The sequence below is a fragment of the Sinorhizobium sp. P24N7 genome, from assembly GCF_042436655.1.
Lineage (GTDB): Bacteria > Pseudomonadota > Alphaproteobacteria > Rhizobiales > Rhizobiaceae > Sinorhizobium > Sinorhizobium meliloti_A.
On the sequence record NZ_JBHMIW010000008.1, the window covers coordinates 156,239 to 171,978 of the forward strand.

The window sequence follows — 15,740 nt, forward strand, 5'->3', positions numbered from 1 at the left end:
CGACCGGGTCCAGCGGGTCGCTGTCCCGATGATCGGCGGAATGCTATCCTCGACGATCCTCACCTTGGTGGTCATTCCGGCTGTGTATGGCCTCGTGAAGGGCTGGCGGCTGCCCTCACCGGGTGTGTCGACGAAAGCCGGCCAATGCCGCACAACCAGCGTACAATGGAGAGCAGCGATGAGAAGAAGAGCGTTTCTGATTTCCGCGGCCGCGACCGCGTCGGTTTGGATGATCGGGCCGGCCTTGGCAGCCGGGCGCGAAATGGTCGTCTACAAGGACCCCAATTGCGGCTGCTGCCATGAGTGGGCCGCGGCGATGAAGGGAGCCGGCTTCCAGGTAAAGATCGAGAACGTCGACGACCTGTCTGCGATCAAGCAGCGCCATGCGATCCCGGATGAGATGCAGGGTTGCCATACCGCCGTGGTCGGCGGTTATTACGTGGAGGGCCACGTGCCGCTCGATGCCGTCGAAAGGCTTCTCGCCGAGCGTCCGGACATTGCCGGCATCGCGGTCCCGGGCATGCCCGTCGGATCGCTGGGCATGGGAGACGACCCGCGCGCATCCTATGACGTGTTCGCGGTGAACAGGGACGGCACCAGCGCGATCTATCAGTCTGTCAGGCCCAAGGGCTGACCGGCGCAGGTGATGCAGGGTGTCGAAACGGCGGGGATCTACCCGCCGTTTCGACGACGCTTGGCGCCTAAGAGCGTTCAATGCATTGAAACATCAAACACTCGAAGTCTCTATCGCTACGCACTTATCCTCGAAGTGCTCTAGCGCTGATGGCCGCGACCGTCGGCACGCTGCGGTCGATTGCCGCCGCCATTGCGTTCGCCGGACTGTTCGCTTCCGCGGCGGCCGGCCTGCTGTGGTCCGGGCCGCCCATGGTGCTTCTGCGCCTTGTGATTGCGGTGGCCTTCCGGCCTTCCGTCCGCCGGTCCATGCCCGGCAGCGCGCTGGTCGCGGCGCTCGTGCGAGCGCTCGTCGCGCAGCAGGTCGTCGCCGGCGAATCCGCCCGCTGCCGCCTGGCGCTGCGGCCGATCGCGGCGAGGTCCGCCCTGGCGCTGTCCTGCGCCATTGCCGCGAGGCTGGCCGTTACCGCGAGGCTGACCGTTGCCGCGGCCGCCACGGCCCTTGGAGGGGCGGGCCTGGTCGGCCGGCGCTTCGCCGCTGGCGACAGCGATCTGGATGCCCATCAGCTTTTCGATGTCGCGGAGCAGGCGGATTTCGTCCGGCGCGCAGAAGGCGATCGCGATGCCGTCGCGGCCGTTGCGGGCCGTACGGCCGATACGGTGCACATAGGCGTCGGGCACTTCCGGCAGGTCGTAGTTGTAGACGTGGGTGACGCCCGGAATGTCGATCCCGCGGGCGGCCACGTCCGTCGCCACGAGCACGCGGATCTCACCGTCGCGGAATGCCTTCAGCGCACGCTCCCGCTGACCCTGGCTCTTGTTGCCATGGATCGAGGCGGCCTTGAAGCCGACATGGTCGAGATGCTTCATCAGCTTCTCGGCGCCATGCTTGGTGCGGCTGAAAATCAGCGACAGCCCATCGGGATTGGCAGTCAGCGTCTGCTTCAGGATCGTCGTCTTCAGGTCCTTGCCGGGGACGAAATGTACATATTGTTCGACCTTGTCGGCGGCTTTGCCCGGAGGCGAGACTTCGACCTTGACCGGGTCGGTCAGGTATTCGCCGGCAAGCTCGGCAATCAGCTTGGGCATGGTTGCGGAGAAGAGCAGCGTCTGACGGTTCTTCGGCACCAGCTTGGAAATCTTGCGCAGGTCATGGATGAAGCCGAGATCAAGCATCTGGTCGGCCTCGTCGAGAACGAGATAGCGAGCCTGGGTCAGCGTCACCGCCTTGCGCGAAACGAGGTCGAGCAGGCGGCCAGGGGTCGCGACGAGAATGTCGACGCCACGGGCGAGCTGTTCGGTCTGCTTGTTGATCGAAACGCCACCGACGACGAGGCCGATCTTGAGCGGGCTCTTCTTCACGAAAAGCTTCAGGTTGGTCGCGATCTGATTCACCAGTTCGCGCGTGGGGGCAAGCACGAGCGCGCGGATGTTGCGCGGATCGGGACGTCTGCCATCGGCGACGAGCTTTTCGATCATCGGCAGGCCGAATGCAGCGGTCTTGCCGGTGCCCGTCTGCGCAAGGCCGATCAGGTCATGGTCTTTCAGGACCAGCGGAATGGCTTGAGCCTGAATGGGCGTCGGCTTTTCGAAACCATTGGCGGAGAGTGTCGCCACAATGTGCTCGGAGAGGCCAAGCTCTTTGAAAGTGGTCAATGCATATACCTTTCGGGGCGCCAAACGCTCTCGCCGGAACAGCAGGATGCGGTTCCGGTGTCATCTGGCGTCAAGAACCCCGCGTGAATTGGGAACTTGTGGGTTAATAGAAAATCGTCAGGCGCCTGTGCTGCCGCAGAGGGCGGCGATGTTTCGCGCTTTTCCTTCTTCACGGCTTCGAAGTGATGCCGAGGGCGCGCTCACGCGGCGGCCGGAAGGTGACGCAGGCCTTAGATCGTTGTTTTGCGCCGGAAAGTCAAGCTGCATCTTTTCGCAGGTGCGAAAGCATGCCGTCTCGTCGCGCCGGCAGGCGCGAAACGGCGCCCCCGGCGAAAGGGCATGACCACACGCCTGCATCCGCGACGATAGCCGCCAAAGAAGCAGCGCGTCACCTATGTTCCCCTTGCAGAAGAAGGGCCTGAGCGTACAATCTAGCCGCTTGACCTCGCCGATTGTCGGCTGCTGACGGGCTGCTGATGCGAGCGGGCCGCGCGACACGGAATGCGCAGATGTTCGGCGGCAAGGAACCTGACGCGGCCTCAGCCGTTCTGTCCGTGTACCTCGCCAACCTATCTGCCATCTACACGGGGAGACAATAGTGCGGAACCGGATCTGGATTTTGACAGCCGATGGAAACACGGCGCGCATCGTGAAGGACGTCAACCTGCTGAAGGATGGCAGGCAGCAGCCGGAGGAGGAGACATTTCAAATCGAGACCAAGCGTCGCCAGGACATCATGGCCGACAAACCCGGACGCAGCCATTCGTCCGTCGGTCACGGCCGTTCGGCGATGGAATATAGCAGCGACCCCGTACGTGAGGAGCAACATCGCTTCGCCGTGGAGATCGCCGGGAAGCTCGAACACTATGCCCACGACCAGGCCTTCGAAAATCTCGTGATTTGCGCGGCACCCAGGACGCTCGGCGACCTGAGGAAGCTGCTCTCGCACCAGGTCAAGGAAAAGACCCTTGCCGAGATCGACCGCAATTGCGTCGCGGTTCCGACCGATCAGTTGATCGCGACGGTCAAGTCCGTAGTCTTCCCCGGATAAGCACGTCCGGATTCGGGCAATCAGGCTTTGTCGCCGCGCAGCATCTCCCGCTTGCCGGCAAAGCCGGGACGACGTTCGACGGTGAAACCCGCCGCCGCCAGGTTGCGGCGGACGAAGCCGGCTGCGGCATAAGTCGCGAAGCTGCCGCCTGAGACGGTCCTGTCGAACACCAGCCGCATGAGCTCTTCCGACCACATGTCCGGATTGCGAGAGGGTGCGAAACCGTCGAGATACCAGGCGTCGAAGTCCGGAGGGGAGGCTGACACGCCGTCGAGCGCCGTGCCGATCACCACCGTGAGCCGAACCTCTTCGCTGAATGCGATGTCGACCTGGCCGGCCGGGTTCGTGGGCCAATTGGCAACGAGCGCCTGCCGCTCTTCGTCGATTTCCGGCCAATGGGCCAGCGCCCGGCCGATATCCACCGCTTGCATGGGAAAGCGCTCGAAGGAAACGAAATGGAGGCTCCTGGCCGCGGCCGGCGATTGTTTCCAGCGGCGCCAGGTTTCGCAGAAATTGAGCCCCGTGCCGAAGCCGAGTTCGCCGATCGTGAACAAGCCGCCCGCCTGCCAGCGTTCCGGCAGCCGGTTGCCGGCAAGAAAGACGTGGCCGCATTCGAGCCGCCCGTCGGTGCGGCAATAAAAGTGATCGCCAAATTCCTTCGAATAGGGCATATCGCCCTCGTGCCATTCGAGGTTTTGCCGCGAGGGTGAAGGGCTCTGGCCGGGATCGGTTCCTGTCATGGTGAACCCGATAATTCTCCGGACCGGGAAGGTCAATCGATGTGCGAAGTTTTGATCGTGGGCGGCGGCGTCATGGGGCTCTGGGCCGCCGTGATGGCTGCCCGCGCCGGGTTCGCGACGCGGCTCCTCGAGCGCAGGCTGATCGGTTCCGGCGCGAGCGGCGGTCTCCTCGGCGCGCTCATGCCGCATATGCCCGACCGGTGGAACGACAAGAAGCAGTTCCAGTTCGATGCCCTGGTGTCGCTCGAAGGCGAGATTGCCGAGCTTGAAACAGCCACGGGCCTCTCGGCAGGCTATCGTCGCTGCGGCCGTGTCATGCCCCTCGGTAAGCCGCATCTGCGGGAGATCGCCCTTGGTCGCGAGCAGGATGCGGCGCAGAACTGGCATACTCCGGCACGCCCGTTCCATTGGCAAGTCCGCGATGCCGACGCAGTCGGTTGGCCGGCCGCCGATGCGGCGCCCTTCGGTGTCGTCAATGACACGCTGGCCGCCCGGTTGGCGCCGCGCAGCCTGCTTGCGATGCTGCGGGCTGCCTTGGACCAGTTTCCGCATGTCCGATGCGAGGAAGGGGCGGAAGTCGTCTCGCTCGACCCGGCGGTCGGCCGGCTTGCGCTAGCCGACGGGCGCGATTTGACCTTTGAGCGCCTGATCCTCGCCGCGGGCGTCGAAAGCTTCTCCTTCATCGACCGTTTGACCCAGCCGCGGCGGGCGCCGAGCGGCGGTGCGGTCAAAGGACAGGCCGCGCTGCTTCGCGCCGACATCGATCCGGCCTTGCCCATCATCTTTGCCGACGGTCTCTATGTCGTCCCGCATGAAAGCGGCCACGTGGCGGTCGGCAGCACGAGCGAGAACCGGTTCGAGGAACCCTTTTCCACCGATGGCCAGCTCGATGCACTGCTTGCCCGCGCAACGGCTCTTGCACCCGCATTGCGCGGCGCCCCGGTGGTCGAGCGCTGGGCGGGCCTGCGCCCCAGATCTACGGGGCGCGAACCCATGGTCGGCCGTCACCCCGATCACGAAAGGGTCTTCGTGCTGACGGGCGGCTTCAAGGTGAGCTTCGGATTGGCGCATGCTCTGGCGCGATCCGTGGTCGACGAGATTGCCGGCCGTCCAGCCGTCGCGCTTCCTGAAACGTTCCACTGTGCGCACCATATCGCGGCATTGCGATAGGCGAGGCAGGCTTCACGACCCCGTTATGGCCGGCCAAATTCGTCAATCTGTCACGCAAATCACTTAACACGCCGCCATTGGACCTCGAACGGGATGCGGGCCATTCCGCCTTCACGGACTTCCGGAGCTTGCGCCATGCGCTATGCGATCTGTTTCACCCCGCCGATGGGAGACCCGCTTTCTGCGGCGGCTGCCAGCTGGCTCGGCCGCAGCGTCTATTCCGGGGAGGCCGTGGAACTGCCGTCGATTGCCGGCCTCGCCGTTTCGGAGATGGCCTTCTACACGGCCGTTCCACGCCGCTTCGGCTTTCATGCGATGATCATGGCGCCCTTCCGCCTGAAGCCGGATATGGACGAAGCGCAATTGCTCAAGGCGATGATGCTCTTCACGAGCGGGGAGACGCCGTTTCAAATCGAGCGGCTGGAGGTTGCACGCCTCAGCCAGTGCTGGGGGTTGATGCCGGAGGTGCCCAGCCAGTCGATGCATCTGCTCGCCGCCCGCGTCCTGCAGGCGCTGGACCGGTTCCGCGCTCCGCTGAGTGAGGACGATATCGAGCGGGCGGACCCGGACAGGCTCACGGCTCCGCAATTCACCAATCTGCATCGCTGGGGCGATCCCCATGTGATGGACGAGTATCGTTTCCACATGCCGCTGACCGGCCCCCTGAACGGCGACGTGGGGCGGCGGGTTGAGGCACCCTTGCGCGGATTGTTCGAACCGCTGCTGACCGAACCGCTCCTGATCGGCAGCCTCGCTCTGTTCATCGAGCACGAGCCCGGAGCGCCGATGCGCGTGCATTCGCAGCATCCGCTTGGAAAGATTTCCGCGCGCCCGCGCGCCAAGGCAGGACTGTCGATCGGGCAGCGCCCCGGCCCCAACACTCGGGCCACGCCGCCGGTCGCGGTGACCGCCTCGCTTCCCGGCGGGCCGTAACTTCGGAATCGCCATTTTTCCCATCTCGACAATCCGGTGCGGGATGCTACCGTTCCGGAAAAGTCGAAGGGTGAAATCATGTCCGAGAATTCCTATCCGCGCGATCTCGTCGGCTATGGACGCAGGCCGCCCGAGGTGCGTTGGCCGGGCGATGCCAATATCGCCGTGCAGTTCGTGCTGAACTATGAGGAGGGCGGCGAAAGCTGCATTCTCGACGGCGATCCGGCGTCCGAATGTCTGCTGTCGGAGATCGTCGGCGCTCAGCCATGGGCTGGACAGCGAAACCTCAATATGGAGTCGATCTACGAATATGGCGCCCGCGCCGGCTTCTGGCGGTTGTGGCGGATGTTCACGAGCCGGGGCGTGACGCTGACGGTCTATGGCGTGACGCTTGCCATGGCACGCAATCCGGAAGCCGTCGCCGCCATGAAGGAGGCCGGCTGGGAGATCGCCAGCCACGGCCTGCGCTGGCTCGAATACAAGGACGTTCCCGAAGACATCGAGCGCCAGCACATCCGCGAGGTCGTGCGGCTGCACACCGAACTGACCGGCGAACGTCCGCTCGGCATCTATCAGGGCAAGCCCTCGGCAAACACGCTCAAGCTCGTACTGGAGGAGGGCGGCTTCCTCTATTCCTGCGACTCCTATGCCGACGAGCTTCCCTATTGGGTCCCCGGACTGACGCCGGGCAATCCGCATCTCATCATTCCCTATACGCTCGACGCCAACGACATGCGTTTCGCGACCAATCAGGGTTTCAACTCCGGCGACCAGTTCTTCACCTATCTCAAGGACACGTTCGACGTGCTCTATGCGGAGGGCAAGGAAGGCAGCCCGAAAATGATGAATATCGGCCTGCACTGCCGCCTGGTCGGGCGTCCCGGTCGCGCTGCGGCGCTCGCGCGGTTCATCGACTATGTGATGTCCCACGACAAGGTCTGGGTGCCGCGCCGCATCGACATCGCGCGCCACTGGTACGAACATCACAAACCCAACGGTACGCGCTGATGTCGGGGCGCGATGATTTCATCCGGCGCTTCGGCGGCATCTTCGAGCACTCGCCCTGGGTGGCGGAACGCGCCTATGATCGTGCGGCTTCCTCCGGCTTGACCGCAGGCAATGTCCATTCGGCGCTCTGCAACGCATTCCGCGCGGCTTCCCCGGCCGAACGACTCCGGGTATTGCGGGCACATCCCGATCTCGCAGGCAAGCTTGCGGTGGCCGGCGAACTCACGGCCGATTCGAAAGCCGAGCAGGCGTCTGCCGGTCTCGACCGGCTCTCCGCCGAAGAGCATGCGCGCTTCACCGGGCTGAACACGACCTACACCAGGAAATTCGGCTTTCCTTTCATCATCGCGGTGAAGGGGCTGACCAAGGAAGACATCCTCGCCGCTTTCGAGAGGCGCATTGACAATTCCAAGGAAGAGGAATTTGAAACGGCCTGTGCCGAGGTGGAGCGGATCGCCCGCCTGCGGCTCCGATCCATGCTTCCGGGAGACGACAATGCCTGACACCATTCCTGATCTGTCCGACCGCGCGACGGGGATGACGCGTTCAGCGTCCGAGCCTTCGGGCGCCAGCGCACAGAGAGCCGGAACGGCAGGCTGATGTCGCATATGCTTTCGATCGAGCCTCTGACCAGGGAGGCTTTCGCGCCGTTCGGCAGCATCATCGAGGCCGACCCGGCCTCGATGCGCTTCATCAACGGCGGCAATACCGAGCGGTTTCACGCGCTCGCACGTGTCGATGCGGCGGGAGAGGGCGCCGGCGTCATCATCAACATCTTTCGCGGGCAGCCCCGGGCATTTCCCTATTCCGTGACGATGATGGAGCGCCACCCGCTCGGCAGCCAGAGCTTTTCGCCTCTCCGGGACCGGCCGTGGCTGGTTGTGGTCGCCGAGGATGAAGGCGACCGTCCCGGCCGGCCGAGAGTCTTCCTCGCGAATGGCAGGCAGGGTGTCAATTACGGCCGCAATGTCTGGCATCATCCGTTGATGTCAGTGGGCGCCGTCAGCGAGTTCATCGTCGTCGACCGCGAGGGGCCGGGCAACAACCTGGAAGAGTTCCATTACGACGAGGCTTTCGTCATTCCCGATCCATCCAAAGGGTGAACGTGATGAGCAAGTCAGGCCGCCTGACGACCCATGTTCTCGACACCGCGCTCGGCAGACCCGCCCACGGGCTGAAGATCGATCTCTACCGGCTCGAAGGCGATGCGCGGCACCTGATCCGTACGGTCCATACCAATAGTGACGGCCGCGTCGACGAGCCGCTCATGAAAGGGGACGGGTTTGCGACCGGGACCTACGAACTGGTCTTCCATGCCGGTGACTATTTAAGGTCAACCGGCGTGACGCTTCCGGATCCCGCCTTTCTCGAGCTCGTTCCCCTTCGCTTCGGCATTGCAGATGCCGACAGCCATTACCACGTGCCGCTGCTGCTCTCGCCTTACGGCTATTCCACCTATCGCGGCAGTTGATAACGCGTCGGCGGAAAGGTCGCCGGCAGGACATGACGGATGAAGACTACGACGCCCATGCCTTTGCAAGCCGCAAAGCAGCCCACGATGGCTGCTGAGTGGCACAGCCACTACGAGAAATGCGGCTGGCCGATGGAGTGGCCAACCCCTCGTGGGCCGCATCTGAAGTCAGGGCCATGCCGCCATCGACATGAAGCTCGACCCCATTGACAAAGCTTCCCGCATCGGAGGCTAGGAAAAGAGCGGCGCGCGCCAACTCCTCCGGTCGACCAAGCCGGCCGGCGGGGATCAAGGAAGCCATGCTTTCTTCGAAAGCCGGCCGCTCGGCCTCCGATACGCCCAGTTTGGCGAGGATTTCGGTTTCGACCGGTCCCGGGCTCAGGATGTTTACGCGAATCCTGCGCGACCTGAATTCGAGCGCCCAGTTCTTAGCAAAGGCGGCGGTTGCTGCCTTTGAACCGGCATAGACGGTGTGATCCGGAAGAATTTTCGTGGCCGCGAGCGAGCTTGTGACGATGATGCTTCCGCCGTCGCGAATCAAAGGGGCCATCGTCTGCACGCCGAAAAACACGCCGCGCGTATTGATTGCGAAATGCCGGTCATAGTCTTCCGGAGTCACGTCCGCGGAGGGAGTGAGATTGATGACCGCAGCATTGGCCATGTAGATGTCCAGTCCGCCGAAGCGGCTCTTCACGGTGTCCGCGAGCCTGCGATGATCGGCACGGTCGGCCGCGTCGCCCACGAAGCCGATGGCCGACGGACCGATTTCCTGTACGGCCCGATCTACAACATCCTGGCGCCGTCCGGTAATGATGACCTTCGCCCCTTCTTTCGCGAACAGCTGAGCAGTTGCCTTGCCGATCCCGCTGTTACCGCCGGTGATCACGGCGACCTTGTCTTTGAGGTGGTGCATTGTTTATCTCCTTTCGACGAGAAACCAGATAAACGGTGCCGCCCGAGATAATTAGATCATGGGCGGGCACATGAAATGTGCCGCGGAGGCGCAATTGCCGAACCTTCTCAACGAAATTTCCGGGCTGATGGCTTTTGTGCGGACGGTAGAGGCCGGATCGTTCAGCGCTGCGGCCCGCGACCTGCGAACAACACCGTCGGCGGTGTCGAAAGGGGTTGCACGCCTGGAAAAGAAAATCGGTACCCGGCTCTTCCTGCGCTCCACGCGCGCCCTGATGCTTACCCAGGATGGTCAGTTGTTGTTCGAGCGCGTTGCGCCGTTGTTGCGGGATTTGGGGGCAAGTGAAGAGGCGATCAGATCAGACATCGTACCCTCCGGCCGCTTGCGCATCAGCATGCCGAACGAAATGGCCCCTTTACTGCTGCCTCGTCTCTTCGGAAGTTTCGCAGCCGACTATCCGAACCTGCATATCGAAGTCGGCCTGACAGACCGGTTTGTCGATCTGATCAGGGAGGACTACGATGTTGCGTTGCGCGTCGGGAATTCCGCTCCGGGGGATTATATGGTTCGTCACTTGGCTGACCTGCCGATGACGATTGTCGGGTCTCCGACCTTCCTTGAAACCTGGGGAAATCCTGCGACCGCCGAAGCGCTGGCAGCTCTGCCCTTCGCCCGCTATGTTCTGGGCGGTATCACTCAGCCAATGCGTCTGCCGGATGGGACGAGCTTCATACCCTCGGGGCGCGTCGATTGCGACTCAGGAACCGCACTCATTCAGGCTGCGCTTAGTGGGCTCGGAGCGGCCTATCTTTTGCGGTGTCTCGTAGCGAAAGACCTGGAAGGAGGCAGGCTTGTTGCACTCGCGACAGGTTTTTCGTTCCCCAGCGCTCCGTTTAGTGCCCTGCACGCCTTTGGAGGCACGGTGCCGTCGCGGGTAAAACTAGTCTGTGATTTTATCGCCCGGGAGGCAAAAGCCATCGCCGTCATCTGAGCAGCGGTGTCGGGTGGTCAAGCCCCTGCTTCCGCCCTCTCGCGCACCGTCGGGGGCAAGGTTTCCCATACCCTGATCAGTTCGGCAATGGAACGGACCTCCATCTTACGCATTACGTTGGCACGATGCAGCTTGACCGTGGCCTCGCTGATGCCAAGGTCGAAGGCAATTTGCTTGTTGAGGCGTCCGCGCGTCACCACCTCGCGTAGGACTTCCCGCTCGCGTCGCGTCAGTGTGGTTAAACGTTCAACATTGCGCTTGACCACGACCGCTACCGCTCGCTGGCTTTGATCCAACGCGATAGCGGCTATGACCGCATCGAGCAACGTCCGGTCCGACACGGGCTTGGTGAGGAAATCCACTGCGCCATCCTTCATCGCTCGAACCGTCGTCGGAATGTCGCCGCGACCGGTCAGGAAAATGATGGGCTTGGCAATGCCGCGCTCGGCCAGGTGGTGCTGGAGATCGAGCCCGCTTTCTCCTGGCATGTGGACGTCGAGAATCAGGCAGCCCGGGCCATCCAATATGTCGACGGCGTTCAGCAGTTCCTGAGTCGAGGCGAAACTGGCGGGCTGAAAGCCCGCCGAGAGGATCAACTCGGACAAACCCTCTCGCACGGCTGCATCGTCATCGACGACGACGACAGTTGATTCGGCTGAACTTTCTTTGCCTTGTGGCAACAGGAGGGCTGATGTTCCAGCCGACTGGCCAAGTCTCATGTCACCCTCTATCTCTCGATTTTTGCAACGCTTTGCTGACAGCGACCAGCAGGTCAGGAGCGTCGAAGGGCTTACGGAAAAAGCCGTTAACGCCCTGGACGCGATCCTGGTCAGCGATTTCGTGGCGACCTGTAGTCAGGAATACCGGCAACTCCGGATAGGCACTCTTCACCCGGTCACGAAGTTCGAAGCCATTCATGCGGGGCATCCCGATGTCGGTTATGAGCAGGTCCAGACTCGAAAGTCCGTGATCGAGCAGGCCGCTCGCCGAATCAAAGCAACGGGCGGTATATCCAGCGGATTCCAGAAGCTCCTCCAGTGAGTCAAGCAGCCTTGGATCGTCGTCGACAACCGCGATCATCGGTCTTGTTTTGTGCATGTTTAGAATGCCTTCCGCATCGTACGCTCCAGGAGCTCGCCGAGCGCCCATTGATGCTGCCGCGTCGTAGACAAGGAAAGCACATACTCCCTCGTCATGTCGCCCCCTTCGCTACAACTGGTAAGGTGAAAACGAACCTTGCGCCGCGCGGCTCGTTTTTTTCCGTCCATAGACGTCCGCCGTGTGCTTCGACGATCGAGCGACTGATGGCGAGACCCATGCCCATTCCATTTTCCTTCGTCGTGAAGAATGGCTCGAAAATGCGCTCGGGAAACGCGATCCCGTTTCCGTTGTCGCCTATTTCGATCCGCACCTCGTCGTCCATTTCATGCATGCGCACATAAACAGTTTTGTTGTCCTCAATGGGATCCATTGCTTCCATGCCGTTGCGAATGAGATTGACGAGCACCTGCTGTACCTGGATCCGGTCGACTGTAACCGGCGAAAGGTTGGGTTCCACGTCGATGTTGAGCCGGATGCGACGGCGCAAGGCTTCGGCGGCGACCAGACTAGACGCTTCCGAGATAACGTCCGAAAGAACCAGAATGCTTCTATTCTCCACCGACTGCTTGAAGAGGGCTCGAATCCGGCTGACGACGTCCGCCGCTGACTTGGCGTCGCGGATCACACGTTCGGTCGTGATCTTGGCGCGTTCGATGTTGACGGGGTCTGCCGAAAGCCATCGGTAGCATGCGTGCGAATTGGCGACGATCGCCGCCAAGGGTTGGTTTACTTCATGTGCGATGGAAGCCGACAGCTCGGCAAGGCTCGCTGCCTGGCCGGCGCGCGCAAGCCGTTCTTGTGCCAGTCGCAATTCTTCCTGCATCCGAACCTCTCGCTCGACATCCAGACAAATAACATTCCATTGCACGATGGCGCCTTTATCGTCGCGCATCGGCGCCGCGCGCATCTCGATCCAGCGATATTCGCCATCGAAACGCCGCAGACGATGTTTTCTGCGATAAGGTTCTCCGCTTTCCAACGAAAGCGCATACTGCTCCTTGACGCCCGCAAGGTCATCCGGATGAACGCCGGCATCGAACGTTGCATCCAGTCGGGATTTCGCCCTTCCGTCGAGTTCTTCAAGCTCGTAACCAAGGAAATCACGGAGTTGCTGGTTTCGATAGACCGGCTCGCCGTTTGGCGCAGCGCAATCGATCATGGCCGGCAGGGTTTCCACCAGTTGCCAGAGGAAACGTTCCCTCTCGCGCAATGCCTCCTGTGCGCGCATCTCCTCTTCGATGTCGATTGAAGCAAAGTACCACTGTACGATTGCGCCGTGCGCATTGCGCAAAGGCTGAGCGCGCGCCTCAATCCAGCGATAGTTGCCGTCCTTCAGGCGCCGACGAAACCGATTGACGAAGGGTTGGCCGGTCGCAAAGCCGTTCCTTGCGCGTGCAAACATTGTTGGAAAGTCGTCGGGGTGAGCCACTTCCCGGGCCAGTGCATCGAAGTCCTTGATCTGCGCCCCCGGCGCGCCAGCCTGATCCTGATATCGCTTGCTGACATAGGTCAGTTCGCCCGTTGGCGCGAAGCTCAAGGTGCTGAAGGGCATGGCCTCGATCATCTGCTCCAGCTGCTGCTTGCTGTTCCGCAGCGCTTCTTCTACCTGCATAATATCGTCTATATCGTGCGAGAGGCCGTACCACTGGAGGATACGTCCCTCCTCATCGCGCATCGGCTCAGCGCTCCCCTCCACCCAACGATAGACGCCATCGGCGCGTCGCAGTCGATACTTCATGGAGAATCGTTCGCCGGTCGCAACGCTGTGAAACAGCGCCTTTCTCATGCGCGTTTCGTCGTCTGGATGCACGACAGCCCCAATGATGGCAGCCAGAGGATGAACGCCTTCAACATTCGCGTTAACGACGTCCGGGCCCAGAAAGTCGATCAGTCGCTGGTTTAGAAAGTTCGGGACACCGTCGGGCGTCAACCGCCAGAGATAGCTGGGAACCATGTTCACAAGCAGCGAGAATTCCCGCTCGCGCGTGCGCAGAGCCTCTTCGGCCCTCTTGCGCTCTGTGATGTCGATAAAGCCGACGAGGCTCTTGTCGGCAATGGCGCCGGGCCGAGCGGTGGCGAAAACGACGTCCATGACGCTGCCGTCCATTCGCGCCACTCTGGTTTCTTCCTGGAAGACCTCTTCGCCGCGATAGCGTGCTTCGATGGAGCGGCGGATGGTGGCAAGGGACGGCTGCCAGTAGCGAGTGATCGAGCCGCCCATTTCTTCCGCGCTTTTTGCGCGGAACATGTCGACGACATGCTGGTTGGCCTCTTCGACCTCCAGCGCTTCCAGCGCGTGGCTGAGGAATTCGGGGTTCTCGTCGATGTAAGTTTCGAGACTGACGACGCCCTGTGCCCGCAATTCCTTGAACATCGGGATAAGCTTGCCTGCATCTATCTGGGCAAGACCGATGGGCATATAGTGGAAGAGTTCGCGGTAGCGACGCTCGCTCTGCTTGAGCGCCTCTTGCATTCGGACCTCATCATCGATGTCGATAGAGATTGCAAACCATTGCAAGACGGTTCCGCTTTCATCCCGCAAAGGTTCGGCCCTGCCATCGACCCACCGATAGGCGCCGTCCGCGCGCCGCATGCGATATTTTATGGAGTACGGTTCGCCCGTAGCCATGGACCTGCGAACGGCTTGCAGCAACCTATCGGCATCATCGGGATGGACGAGGGTTTGCACGGCCGTCACCAGCCCGCTTGCATTCGGCTTTTGCAACTGTTGCAGGTCAAGGCCGAAAAAATCGGTAAGACGCTTATTGAAGAACGTTGGCTCGCCTTCGGGGGTCAGCCGCCGGATATGAACTGGGACCATGTTCACGATCTGAGAGAGTTCCCGCTCTCTCTCCCGCAAAGCAGCCACGCTTTGTTGCAGATTCGACAATGCCAGTTGATGCTGGCGGGATATGGCGGCGACGATAAGCGCTGAAACGGCCGAAACTGCCAAGAAAAGCTGTAGCATGAACTGCTTGTGGCGCTGGGTCTCGTCGTCGCCGGCAAACGGACTGGTTCCGGATATCGTGAATATCGCCGTGATCAGTGTGAGGAGGACCAGGGCGACGACCGCACCCTCGAGTTCGAAGCGCACCGCGGCCCAAAGAAGCGGCGGCATGATGATGTATGCAAAGGGTAAGTAGCCACCGAGCGAGAGGGCGGCGACTCCAAGAAAAATCAGCGCAAGAACGCAGGCTTCCGCCAAACGCGCGGCCGAAAGCTCGGTCTTGTCGCGCCGGTTCTGGATTACGATGAATGTCAGCGGTGCAACGATCAAGACGCCGGTGGCGTCTCCAATCCACCAGAGCGGCCAAGCGCCGGTGAAGGTTTGCGACAATATGCCGAACCAGGCGAGTGTCGCACTTCCGACGGTGGCGCTCACCACCGGTGCAATTCCAGCACCCAGCACGATGAAAGCGAGAACCTCCCGCAAGGTTTCCAACCGCATCGATTTCTTTAAGGCCCAATTGACCAGCGAGGCACCGATGACTGCCTCCAGGGCATTGCCGACATATATCAGCGTGGCGGCAGGGAACGGGCTGTGGAACCACAGGACATTGCTTAGCATCTCGGCGAAACATCCCGCTAGAAGCCACCACGGCCAGCTCTGCCGTTGGACAAGAGCGAGCGTGGCAATGAAGAGCCCGCTAGGAGCCCAAAAGGAGATCCCGGTTCCAGGGACGATTGCCAGGGCGTGCGCAAAGCCGCAGCCCAGGACGTAGGCTACGACAAAGAGACCCAGATGCCAGGGGTGGGGACGATACGGCCAGATGAGCATCATCGGCTGCTCCGACAACAAATGAAACATAAGATCACCAGCGTCAGGGCGAGTCAGCTTCGAGTTTGGTGCTGGCGGTTGCGCGCACCCTAGTCTGGCAGCCGTGCGGCCGCAACTTGCGGAAATCCATGGTTGGGCGCTCCTTGAGAAATAGCGCCGAGCCTCAACGAGCTCCGCGACGTTGATCACCAAGGCTATGGGAAAGGCCCAGACACCAGGTCGCCAGACGAGTGATGCCTTGTCATGTGCCGGCAAAGCAACCGAGCGCTACGCGAATGACGATCCCAATGATCAT

Annotated in this window: 14 protein-coding genes and 1 pseudogene; 9 read left to right on the plus strand and 6 right to left on the minus strand. The window is 61.7% G+C overall.

Translation table 11 applies throughout. The features are described from left to right. Positions 1–178 precede the first annotated feature (178 nt). Positions 179–634, plus strand: a complete 456-nt coding sequence (locus tag ACFHWW_RS16115; protein ID WP_100670080.1) for a DUF411 domain-containing protein — start codon at positions 179–181, stop codon at positions 632–634. A gap of 140 nt (positions 635–774) precedes the next feature. Here ACFHWW_RS16115 and ACFHWW_RS16120 read toward each other — a convergent pair whose 3' ends face one another. Next, positions 775–2,289 carry a DEAD/DEAH box helicase gene (locus ACFHWW_RS16120; RefSeq protein ID WP_100670081.1) on the minus strand — a complete coding sequence of 505 codons (1,515 nt, stop codon included), beginning with the start codon at positions 2,287–2,289 and terminating at the stop codon, positions 775–777. Between the two features lie 598 nt (positions 2,290–2,887). On the opposite strand from ACFHWW_RS16120, the gene ACFHWW_RS16125 reads away from it, so the two are divergent. Further along, entirely contained in the window at positions 2,888–3,340 is a 453-nt protein-coding gene (locus ACFHWW_RS16125; RefSeq protein ID WP_018098317.1) for a host attachment protein, read from the plus strand. Between the two features lie 20 nt (positions 3,341–3,360). Here the strand turns inward: ACFHWW_RS16125 and mnmD are convergent, their stop codons facing one another. Next, positions 3,361–4,080, minus strand: a complete 720-nt coding sequence (mnmD, locus tag ACFHWW_RS16130) for a tRNA (5-methylaminomethyl-2-thiouridine)(34)-methyltransferase MnmD (RefSeq protein ID WP_379939219.1) — start codon at positions 4,078–4,080, stop codon at positions 3,361–3,363. Between the two features lie 39 nt (positions 4,081–4,119). On the opposite strand from mnmD, the gene ACFHWW_RS16135 reads away from it, so the two are divergent. The 6 genes from ACFHWW_RS16135 to uraH all read left to right on the plus strand — a co-directional run bounded on the left by ACFHWW_RS16135 (position 4,120) and on the right by uraH (position 8,662). After that, complete coding sequence (locus tag ACFHWW_RS16135) at positions 4,120–5,250, plus strand: NAD(P)/FAD-dependent oxidoreductase (RefSeq protein ID WP_379939221.1); 1,131 nt, start codon at positions 4,120–4,122, stop codon at positions 5,248–5,250. A 135-nt stretch (positions 5,251–5,385) separates the two neighbouring features. After that, positions 5,386–6,183 carry a DUF1045 domain-containing protein gene (locus ACFHWW_RS16140; protein WP_379939223.1) on the plus strand — a complete coding sequence of 266 codons (798 nt, stop codon included), beginning with the start codon at positions 5,386–5,388 and terminating at the stop codon, positions 6,181–6,183. Positions 6,184–6,261: 78 nt separating this feature from the next. Further along, on the plus strand, positions 6,262–7,191 hold the full coding sequence (gene puuE / locus ACFHWW_RS16145; protein WP_100670085.1) for an allantoinase PuuE: 930 nt from the start codon (positions 6,262–6,264) through the stop codon (positions 7,189–7,191). Beyond that, positions 7,191–7,694 (plus strand): 2-oxo-4-hydroxy-4-carboxy-5-ureidoimidazoline decarboxylase, encoded by a 504-nt coding sequence (gene uraD, locus ACFHWW_RS16150; RefSeq protein ID WP_018098322.1) that lies wholly within the window; start codon positions 7,191–7,193, stop codon positions 7,692–7,694. Before puuE ends, uraD begins: the two co-directional genes overlap by 1 nt. Positions 7,695–7,790: 96 nt before the next feature. Then, positions 7,791–8,294: an ureidoglycolate lyase gene (locus ACFHWW_RS16155; protein WP_100670087.1), complete on the plus strand. Its 504-nt coding sequence runs from the start codon at positions 7,791–7,793 to the stop codon at positions 8,292–8,294. Between the two features lie 5 nt (positions 8,295–8,299). Then, a complete protein-coding gene (gene uraH / locus ACFHWW_RS16160; protein WP_100670088.1) occupies positions 8,300–8,662 on the plus strand; it encodes a hydroxyisourate hydrolase in 363 nt (120 codons plus the stop codon). A gap of 169 nt (positions 8,663–8,831) precedes the next feature. Here the strand turns inward: uraH and ACFHWW_RS16165 are convergent. Further along, positions 8,832–9,575, minus strand: a pseudogene (locus ACFHWW_RS16165) (SDR family NAD(P)-dependent oxidoreductase); the annotation flags it as partial. 58 nt (positions 9,576–9,633) lie between these two features. On the opposite strand from ACFHWW_RS16165, the gene ACFHWW_RS16170 reads away from it, so the two are divergent. Then, complete coding sequence (locus ACFHWW_RS16170; RefSeq protein ID WP_198516613.1) at positions 9,634–10,566, plus strand: LysR family transcriptional regulator; 933 nt, start codon at positions 9,634–9,636, stop codon at positions 10,564–10,566. A gap of 17 nt (positions 10,567–10,583) precedes the next feature. On the opposite strand, the gene ACFHWW_RS16175 is transcribed toward ACFHWW_RS16170, so the two are convergent. The 3 genes from ACFHWW_RS16175 to ACFHWW_RS16185 all read right to left on the minus strand — a co-directional run bounded on the left by ACFHWW_RS16175 (position 10,584) and on the right by ACFHWW_RS16185 (position 15,448). After that, entirely contained in the window at positions 10,584–11,285 is a 702-nt protein-coding gene (locus ACFHWW_RS16175) for a response regulator transcription factor (protein WP_379939228.1), read from the minus strand. A 1-nt stretch (position 11,286) separates the two neighbouring features. Continuing rightward, a complete protein-coding gene (locus ACFHWW_RS16180; RefSeq protein ID WP_100670091.1) occupies positions 11,287–11,664 on the minus strand; it encodes a response regulator in 378 nt (125 codons plus the stop codon). A gap of 94 nt (positions 11,665–11,758) precedes the next feature. Continuing rightward, on the minus strand, positions 11,759–15,448 hold the full coding sequence (locus ACFHWW_RS16185; RefSeq protein WP_379939385.1) for an MASE1 domain-containing protein: 3,690 nt from the start codon (positions 15,446–15,448) through the stop codon (positions 11,759–11,761). Between the last annotated feature and the right edge of the window lie 292 nt (positions 15,449–15,740).

Bases quoted from the DNA above. Each gene is read 5' to 3' on its own strand.
- ACFHWW_RS16115 (WP_100670080.1), top strand. From the start codon at position 179: ATGAGAAGAAGAGCGTTTCTGATTTCCGCGGCCGCGACCGCGTCGGTT.
- mnmD (WP_379939219.1), bottom strand. From the start codon at position 4,080: ATGACAGGAACCGATCCCGGCCAGAGCCCTTCACCCTCGCGGCAAAAC.
- ACFHWW_RS16135 (WP_379939221.1), top strand. From the start codon at position 4,120: ATGTGCGAAGTTTTGATCGTGGGCGGCGGCGTCATGGGGCTCTGGGCC.
- ACFHWW_RS16140 (WP_379939223.1), top strand. From the start codon at position 5,386: ATGCGCTATGCGATCTGTTTCACCCCGCCGATGGGAGACCCGCTTTCT.
- puuE (WP_100670085.1), top strand. From the start codon at position 6,262: ATGTCCGAGAATTCCTATCCGCGCGATCTCGTCGGCTATGGACGCAGG.
- uraD (WP_018098322.1), top strand. From the start codon at position 7,191: ATGTCGGGGCGCGATGATTTCATCCGGCGCTTCGGCGGCATCTTCGAG.
- ACFHWW_RS16155 (WP_100670087.1), top strand. From the start codon at position 7,791: ATGTCGCATATGCTTTCGATCGAGCCTCTGACCAGGGAGGCTTTCGCG.
- uraH (WP_100670088.1), top strand. From the start codon at position 8,300: ATGAGCAAGTCAGGCCGCCTGACGACCCATGTTCTCGACACCGCGCTC.
- ACFHWW_RS16170 (WP_198516613.1), top strand. From the start codon at position 9,634: ATGGGCGGGCACATGAAATGTGCCGCGGAGGCGCAATTGCCGAACCTT.
- ACFHWW_RS16175 (WP_379939228.1), bottom strand. From the start codon at position 11,285: ATGAGACTTGGCCAGTCGGCTGGAACATCAGCCCTCCTGTTGCCACAA.
- ACFHWW_RS16180 (WP_100670091.1), bottom strand. From the start codon at position 11,664: ATGCACAAAACAAGACCGATGATCGCGGTTGTCGACGACGATCCAAGG.
- ACFHWW_RS16185 (WP_379939385.1), bottom strand. From the start codon at position 15,448: ATGATGCTCATCTGGCCGTATCGTCCCCACCCCTGGCATCTGGGTCTC.